Here is a 7180-nt window from a genome sequence, read left to right as displayed (position 1 = left end):
GCGCGGGGTCCGCCGGACGTTCCGCCGCGGCGCCGTGAAAGGGCGGAACGCCGGGATCGCGTCGTTCGTATGGACGCACCGTGACGGGAGTGGAAAGCTCGAAAGACCGCGGGCGTCGCCGGAGCCGCACCGCACGCGGATTCCGCGGGTCCGCGCCCACAGTGACCTCACCGTGCACGGGAGGCAGGATCATGGGCGACAAGGCGCACACACACCCCGGGGCCGCCGGCAGGGCACAGGCGGCCGACCACCCCACGTCCGTACGGAATGTGGTGCTGGTCGGCCACTCCGGAGCGGGCAAGACGACACTGGTGGAGGCTCTCGCGCTGACCGCGGGGGCCGTGAACCGGGCGGGCCGCGTGGAGGACGGCGGCACCGTCTCCGACTACGACGACATCGAGCACCGGCAGCAGCGCTCGGTCCAGCTCTCCCTGGTGCCCCTCGCATGGGACGGCATCAAGATCAACGTACTGGACACCCCCGGATACGCCGACTTCGTCGGGGAACTCAGGGCCGGTCTGCGAGCGGCGGACGCGGCCCTCTTCGTCGTCTCGGCCTCGGACGGCGTGGACGGCTCGACCCGCGCGGTCTGGGACGAGTGCGCGGCGGTCGGCATGCCGCGCGCCATCGTCGTCACGCACCTGGAGGCGGCCCGCGCGGACTTCGAGGAGATGACCCGCGTCTGCGCGGAGGCCTTCGGCGGGGACGACCCCGACGCCGTGCTGCCGCTGTACCTGCCGCTGCACGGCCCCGAGGGGCCCGACGGGCACGCGCCCGTGCACGGACTCATCGGACTGCTGTCGCAGAAACTGTTCGACTACTCCGGCGGCGAGCGCAAGGAGGCCGAGCCGGACGAGGAGCAGCTGCCCCTGATCGAGGAGGCCCGCGGCCGGCTGATCGAGGGGATCATCGCCGAGAGCGAGGACGAGACCCTCATGGACCGCTATCTCGGCGGTGAGCAGGTCGACGTCGCGACGCTGATCGAGGACCTGGAGCGGGCGGTCGCGCGCGGGGTGTTCTTCCCCGTCCTGGCCGCCACGCCCGCCGCCGAGGGCGCCCGCCAGGGCCTCGGCACGGTCGAACTGCTGGAGTTGATCACCGGCGGCTTCCCGACCCCGCTGGAGCACGGCACCCCGGACGTGACCACGGTAGACGGCAGGCCGCGCGAGCTCAGGCCGTGCGACCCCGACGCCCCCCTCGTCGCGGAAGTGGTCAAGACCTCCTCCGACCCCTACGTCGGCCGGATCTCCCTGATCCGGGTCTTCTCCGGCACCCTGCGCGCCGACCAGACCGTCCACGTCTCCGGGCACGGCCTCGCCGACCGGGGACACGAGGACCACGACGTCGACGAGCGGATCGGCGCCCTGTCCACACCGTTCGGCAAACAGCAGCGCCCGGTGCCGCACGTCATCGCGGGCGACCTCGCGTGTGTGGCGAAACTGAGCCGCGCAGAGACCGGTGACACCCTCTCCGCCAAGGACGACCCGCTGCTCATGGAACCCTGGGAGATGCCCGACCCGCTGCTGCCCCTCGCCATCGAGGCGCACAGCAAGCCGGACGAGGACAAGCTCTCCCAGGGCCTGGCCCGGCTGGTCGCCGAGGACCCGACGATGCGGCTGGAACAGAACCAGGACACCCACCAGGTGGTCCTGTGGTGCCTGGGCGAGGCGCACGCGGACGTGGCCCTGGAGCGGCTGCGCCACCGCTACGGCGTCCAGGTCGACGTCGTACCGCACCGGGTGTCGCTCAGGGAGACCTTCGGCGGCAGGGCGGCCGGTCGCGGCCGGCACGTCAAACAGTCCGGCGGGCACGGGCAGTTCGCCATCTGCGAGATCGAGGTGGAGCCGCTGCCGAACGGCTCGGGCGTCGAGTTCGTGGACAAGGTGGTCGGCGGTGCGGTGCCGCGGCAGTTCATCCCCTCCGTCGAGAAGGGCGTCAGGGCCCAGGCCGGCAAGGGAGTCGCCGCGGGACATCCGCTCATCGACGTGCGGGTGACCCTGCTGGACGGCAAGGCGCACTCGGTGGACTCGTCCGACGCCGCGTTCCAGACGGCGGGAGCGCTGGCGCTGCGCGAGGCCGCCTCGGACGCGAAGATCCACCTGCTGGAGCCGGTGGCCGAGGTCGGTGTGCTGGTCGGGGACGACTACGTGGGCCCCGTCATGAGCGACCTGTCGGGCCGCCGCGGCCGGGTGCTCGGCACCGAGCAGTCGGCCGGCGGGCGCACCCTCATCCGGGCCGAGGTCCCGGAGATCGAGATCGGCCGCTACGCCGTCGACCTGCGCTCCCTCTCGCACGGCACCGCCCGTTTCAGCCGCCGTTACGCGCGGCACGAACCCATGCCGCCGCAGGTCGCGGAACGGGTCAAGGAGGAGGCGCACAAGGCCTCGTAGCCGGCGCCGGGCGCTCGCGGGAGGACTTCGCGGGCGCCCGCGTACGCGTCCCGTCACGGACGTGCTCCGCAACGCTTCACCTCGTACCGGAGGACCGCTTCGGCGGTCCACCCACGCCAGGTCCCTGACTGCGGATACGCTGAAGACCTGATCAACAGGTGTGCGCGGCACGGAAGTCGGGAAGGCCGCAAGACGACAGTCGCGGCGATCGGGGGCGGGAATGACCGTTGAGAGCGGTTACGCGGATTTCTTCGGTCCGCAGGTACCGCGCACAGGTGACGAGGGGCAGACGCCGACGTTCGCGCTGGCCTCGGCGGCCTACCGGGACAACGAGGCCGACGAGATACTCAAGGCCGACAACGAGTGGCACAAGTCGGCGGTCGGCAAGCCCCGGATCAAGCTGTTCCGGCCCAACCTGGGCGAGGCGTTCTCCAGGGCGGTCATCGACCGGATGCTGGGCTCCGGGCGGGCACCGCTCATCCAGTCCTTCGGCACCCAGCCGCAGGTGGTGGTGGAGCACGCGCTCGCGGCGCACCGCATACGCCGCGAGCGGGACAACTGGCTCAGCGCCGTCATGGTCCTGTGCGGGCTGCTCTTCCTGCCCGGTCTGATCGTCTGGCTGCTGGTCTTCCAGATCCGTACGACGATGTCCCGGCGCGAGGACAAACGGGCCGGCGCGCTCGCCACCGTCCTGCTGGTCGGGGTGGGCGCCCTCGCCGTCCTGTTCCTGCTCCGCATGCCGTTCGAGGGCTTCTGGGGCTGGTACGCGCGTGCGACGGTGGTCGCCCCGGTGGTGGGCTGGTTCTGGGCCAAGCGCATCTGCGAGCGCACGGCGACGGATCTGCGCGCGCGGTGGAGCAGCCTGCTGTCCGGCAGCAGCGTCGGCGCCAAGGTTCCGGAGGCGGTTCCCTCCAGCCCCGGCGAGACGGCGGCCGAGCAGCTGCGCCAGTCCCTGGCCCGGCTCAGCGCGGAGCAGCAGTCCAACTCCGTGTTCTACGCCGGCCCCAAGGGCATACTCGGCATGGGCACCCGCTGGGGCAGCTGGCAGCTCGCCGAGGAGCTGGTGCCGGTGGACAAGGACCGGGAGATCAACCCGTTCCGCAGCTGGGACGTCATCCGGTCCATCCACGACCGGCTGCGGATGCTGGAGCGCGGCCCGCTGCACACCGGCGGCTTCCCCAAGCCGTCGGTACGGCACTGGATCGTCACGCCGATCGGGGAGAACGCCACGGCGGTGTCCCGGCCGGAGGGCACGGACGTCGAGGCGTACCAGATCAAGTCGCACGCCATACAGGACATCTGCAACAAGCAGCAGTTCGGCGCCGGCGACCGGCACTACCTGGGCGTGCAGTGGACGCTGTGGGACGGCCAGCTGGTGATCACCATGCTGATCACCGTGACCGTGCTGCACGAGACGCTGCGCATCGAGGTGACCGGGCACGCGCTGGGGCCGGTGCACTCCCTGTTCACCAGCGGTCCCGCGGCGAAGGAGAAGGAGGTCCAGAAGTCGGTCAGGTTCTGGGAGACCCGGAAGGTGAAGCTCCCCCTGGTCGACGCGGACGAGGTGGTCCGCCTGACCGCCCGGGCGCCGCTGACCTGGTACCCGCCGCTGCTGTACTGGCTGGGCGGCAAGCTGACCCTGCCGGAGCCGTTCGGCCTGCGGCACGCGTGGGCGGACAAGCCGTGGCGGCACCGGTTCATGGCGGACGACGCGCTGCGGGCGGCGGCGCCGGTGCTGCGGGCGGTGCACTCGGCGGCGATCAAGGTGCTGGACGAGAACGGGGTGGACACGGAGAAGTTCGGGTCGCGGTCGTCGTTCCTCAGCACGGCGGTGCAGGACGCTTCGCCGAAGAAGGCCGACCTGTACGACGCGTAGGCCTCCGGCGGTCGGGCGGTCACGGGCCCGGGGGCTGCGTCGCGGTCACGGGCCCGGGGGCTGCGTCGCGGTCACGGGCCCGCATCGGCCTCGACGGCCTGGCCCTCAATCGCCGGACGGGCTGGTGGATGCCGGCCAGGCCTCCGCGAGGATCTTGCGGGTGTCCGCCAGGAGCTGCGGCAGTACCTTCGTGTGGCCGATCACCGGCATGAAGTTGGTGTCGCCGCCCCAGCGCGGGACGACATGCTGGTGCAGGTGCGCGGCGATGCCCGCGCCCGCGACCGTGCCCTGGTTCATGCCGACGTTGAAGCCGTGCGCGCCCGACGCGGTACGCAGTGCCGTCATCGCCTGCTGGGTGAGCTCGGCGAGTTCCGCGGTCTCCGCCGTCGTGAGGTCCGTGTAGTCGGCGACGTGCCGGTACGGCACGGTCATCAGATGGCCGCCCGTGTACGGGTAGAGGTTGAGCACCGCGTAGACCCGCCGGCCGCGCCGCAGGATCAGCCCGTCCTCGTCGGACTTGGCCGGAAGGGAGCAGAAGGGGCAGCCGTCGTCGGCGCCCGGGCCGCTCGGCTTGTTCTCGCCCTGGATGTAGGCCATCCGGTGCGGAGTCCACAAGCGCTGGAACGCGTCGGGCGTTCCCACTCCCAGCTGCTGTTCCTGCTCGCTCGTCATGCGTGCAGCATATGGCGTCACCCCTGGGGCGCGGAAAAGGCCCCCGGGACAGGTCCCGGGGGCCGGGTCCCCGCCGAGGCGGGGCCGCGTCACACCTGTGCACGGGTCACGCCCGTGCCCACGTCACACCTGCGCGCGACGCTCCACCACGTCGACAAGCTTCGCCAGCGCCTGGTCACGCGGGATGCCGTTCTCCTGTGAACCGTCGCGGTAGCGGAACGACACCGTGCCCGCGTGCATGTCCTCGTCCCCGACGATGATCATGAACGGGACCTTCTGCTTCTGCTGCGTGCGGATCTTCTTCTGCATGCGGTCCGAGGAGGAGTCCACCTCGACGCGCAGCCCCTTCCGCCGGGCCTCGCCCGCGAACTCCTCCAGGTACTGCACATGAGCGTCGCCGACCGGGATGCCCACCGCCTGCACGGGGGCGAGCCACGCCGGGAACGCGCCCGCGTAGTGCTCGAGCAGCACGGCGAAGAACCGCTCGATCGAGCCGAACAGCGCACGGTGGATCATGACCGGGCGGGTCTTGGAGCCGTCCGCGGCCGTGTACTCCAGGTCGAAGCGCTCCGGCAGGTTGAAATCGAGCTGGATGGTCGACAGCTGCCAGGTGCGGCCGATGGCGTCGCGCGCCTGCACCGAGATCTTCGGACCGTAGAACGCGGCACCGCCCGGGTCCGCCACCAGCTCCAGATCCTGCTTCTCGGCGACCTGGCGCAGCGTCTCCGTGGCCTCTTCCCACGCCTCGTCGCTCCCGACGAACTTCTCCGGGTCCTTGGTGGACAGCTCCAGGTAGAAGTCGGTCAGACCGTAGTCGCGCAGCAGGTTCAGGACGAAGGTGAGGGTCTTGTCGAGCTCCTCGGACATCTGCTCGCGGGTGCAGTAGATGTGCGCGTCGTCCTGGGCGAAGCCGCGGGCCCGGGTCAGACCGTGCACGACGCCCGACTTCTCGTAGCGGTAGACCGTGCCGAACTCGAACAGGCGCAGGGGCAGTTCGCGGTACGAGCGTCCGCGCGCGTCGAAGATCAGGTTGTGCATCGGGCAGTTCATGGGCTTGAGGTAGTAGTCCACGCCCTCGTCGAGCTGCATGGGCGGGTACATGCCGTCGGCGTACCAGTCCAGGTGACCCGAGGTCTCGAAGAGCTTCCCCTTCGTCGCGTGCGGGGTGTAGACGAACTCGTAGCCCTCTTCCTCGTGCTTGCGCCGCGAGTAGTCCTCCATGACCCGGCGGACGATGCCGCCCTTGGGGTGGAAGACGGCGAGGCCGGAGCCGATCTGCTCCGGGATGGAGAACAGGTCGAGCTCGCTGCCCAGCTTGCGGTGGTCGCGCTTCTCGGCCTCGGCGAGGAACTCCAGGTGCGCCTTCAGTTCCTCCTTGGAGGGCCAGGCGGTGCCGTAGATGCGCTGGAGCATCGGGTTCTTCTCGCTGCCGCGCCAGTAGGCGGCCGCGTTGCGCATCAGCTTGAACGCCGGGATGTTGCGGGTGGTGGGCAGGTGGGGACCGCGGCAGAGGTCCTTCCAGCACAGCTCGCCGGTCCTGGCGTCCAGGTTGTCGTAGATCGTCAGCTCGCCGCCGCCGACCTCGACGTCCGCGCCGTCGTCGTGCGAGGCGGAGCCCTTGAGGCCGATCAGTTCCAGCTTGTACGGCTCGTCGGCGAGCTCCTCGCGGGCCGCCTCGTCGGTCACCACACGACGGGCGAAGCGCTGCCCCCGCTTCTGGATCTCCTGCATCTTCTTCTCGACGGCCTTGAGGTCCTCCGGCGTGAACGGCTTGTCCACATCGAAGTCGTAGTAGAAACCGTCCCGGACCGGCGGGCCGATGCCCAGCTTGGCCTCGGGGAACAGTTCCTGCACGGCCTGGGCCATCACATGCGCGGTGGAGTGGCGCAGGATGTTCAGACCGTCCTCGGAGGAGATCTCGACCGCCTCGACGGTCTCGCCGTCCCCGACCTCGTAGGAGAGGTCCCTGAGCTCACCGGCCACGCGCGCGGCGATGACCGAGCGCTCGCCGGCGAAGAGCTCGGCGGCCGTAGTGCCCGTCGTCACCACGCGTTCGTCCCGCTCGGAATCGCGTTGGATGATCACACGGACGTCTGACACCGGTCTCTCCTGACTGAAGGCTGTGGTCGCGGCGCCATACCGGAGCGCACGCATGAGTGCGATCGTACCGACCCGGGCAGGTCCTCCGCGAAATCATTCTCCCCCGCCGGGGCAGCCGGCCCCCTCGCTCCCCACCCCCACG

4 protein-coding genes are annotated in these 7180 nt (G+C 70.6%); 2 read left to right on the top strand and 2 right to left on the bottom strand.

Annotation, left to right across the window (positions count from 1 at the left end):
* Positions 1–191 precede the first annotated feature (191 nt).
* Together B9S61_RS07005 and B9S61_RS07000 are read left to right on the top strand one after the other, a co-directional pair.
* Positions 192–2390 carry an elongation factor G-like protein EF-G2 gene (locus B9S61_RS07005; RefSeq protein ID WP_103541467.1) on the top strand — a complete coding sequence of 733 codons (2199 nt, stop codon included), beginning with the start codon at positions 192–194 and terminating at the stop codon, positions 2388–2390.
* A gap of 220 nt (positions 2391–2610) precedes the next feature.
* Complete coding sequence (locus B9S61_RS07000; RefSeq protein WP_103541466.1) at positions 2611–4266, top strand: hypothetical protein; 1656 nt, start codon at positions 2611–2613, stop codon at positions 4264–4266.
* Positions 4267–4371: 105 nt separating this feature from the next.
* Here the strand turns inward: B9S61_RS07000 and B9S61_RS06995 are convergent, their stop codons facing one another.
* Positions 4372–4938: an HIT domain-containing protein gene (locus B9S61_RS06995; protein ID WP_103541465.1), complete on the bottom strand. Its 567-nt coding sequence runs from the start codon at positions 4936–4938 to the stop codon at positions 4372–4374.
* Positions 4939–5061: 123 nt separating this feature from the next.
* Positions 5062–7038, bottom strand: a complete 1977-nt coding sequence (thrS, locus tag B9S61_RS06990) for a threonine--tRNA ligase (protein WP_103541464.1) — start codon at positions 7036–7038, stop codon at positions 5062–5064.
* Positions 7039–7180 lie beyond the last annotated feature (142 nt).

Source organism: Streptomyces sp. SM1 (assembly GCF_002910825.1).
In the GTDB taxonomy this organism is placed as follows: domain Bacteria; phylum Actinomycetota; class Actinomycetes; order Streptomycetales; family Streptomycetaceae; genus Streptomyces; species Streptomyces okerensis.
This window is presented reverse-complemented; position numbering and strand designations above follow the sequence as displayed.

Coding starts and splice junctions, on each gene's coding strand:
- B9S61_RS07005 (WP_103541467.1), top strand. CDS start 192: ATGGGCGACAAGGCGCACACACACCCCGGGGCCGCCGGCAGGGCACAG.
- B9S61_RS07000 (WP_103541466.1), top strand. CDS start 2,611: ATGACCGTTGAGAGCGGTTACGCGGATTTCTTCGGTCCGCAGGTACCG.
- B9S61_RS06995 (WP_103541465.1), bottom strand. CDS start 4,938: ATGACGAGCGAGCAGGAACAGCAGCTGGGAGTGGGAACGCCCGACGCG.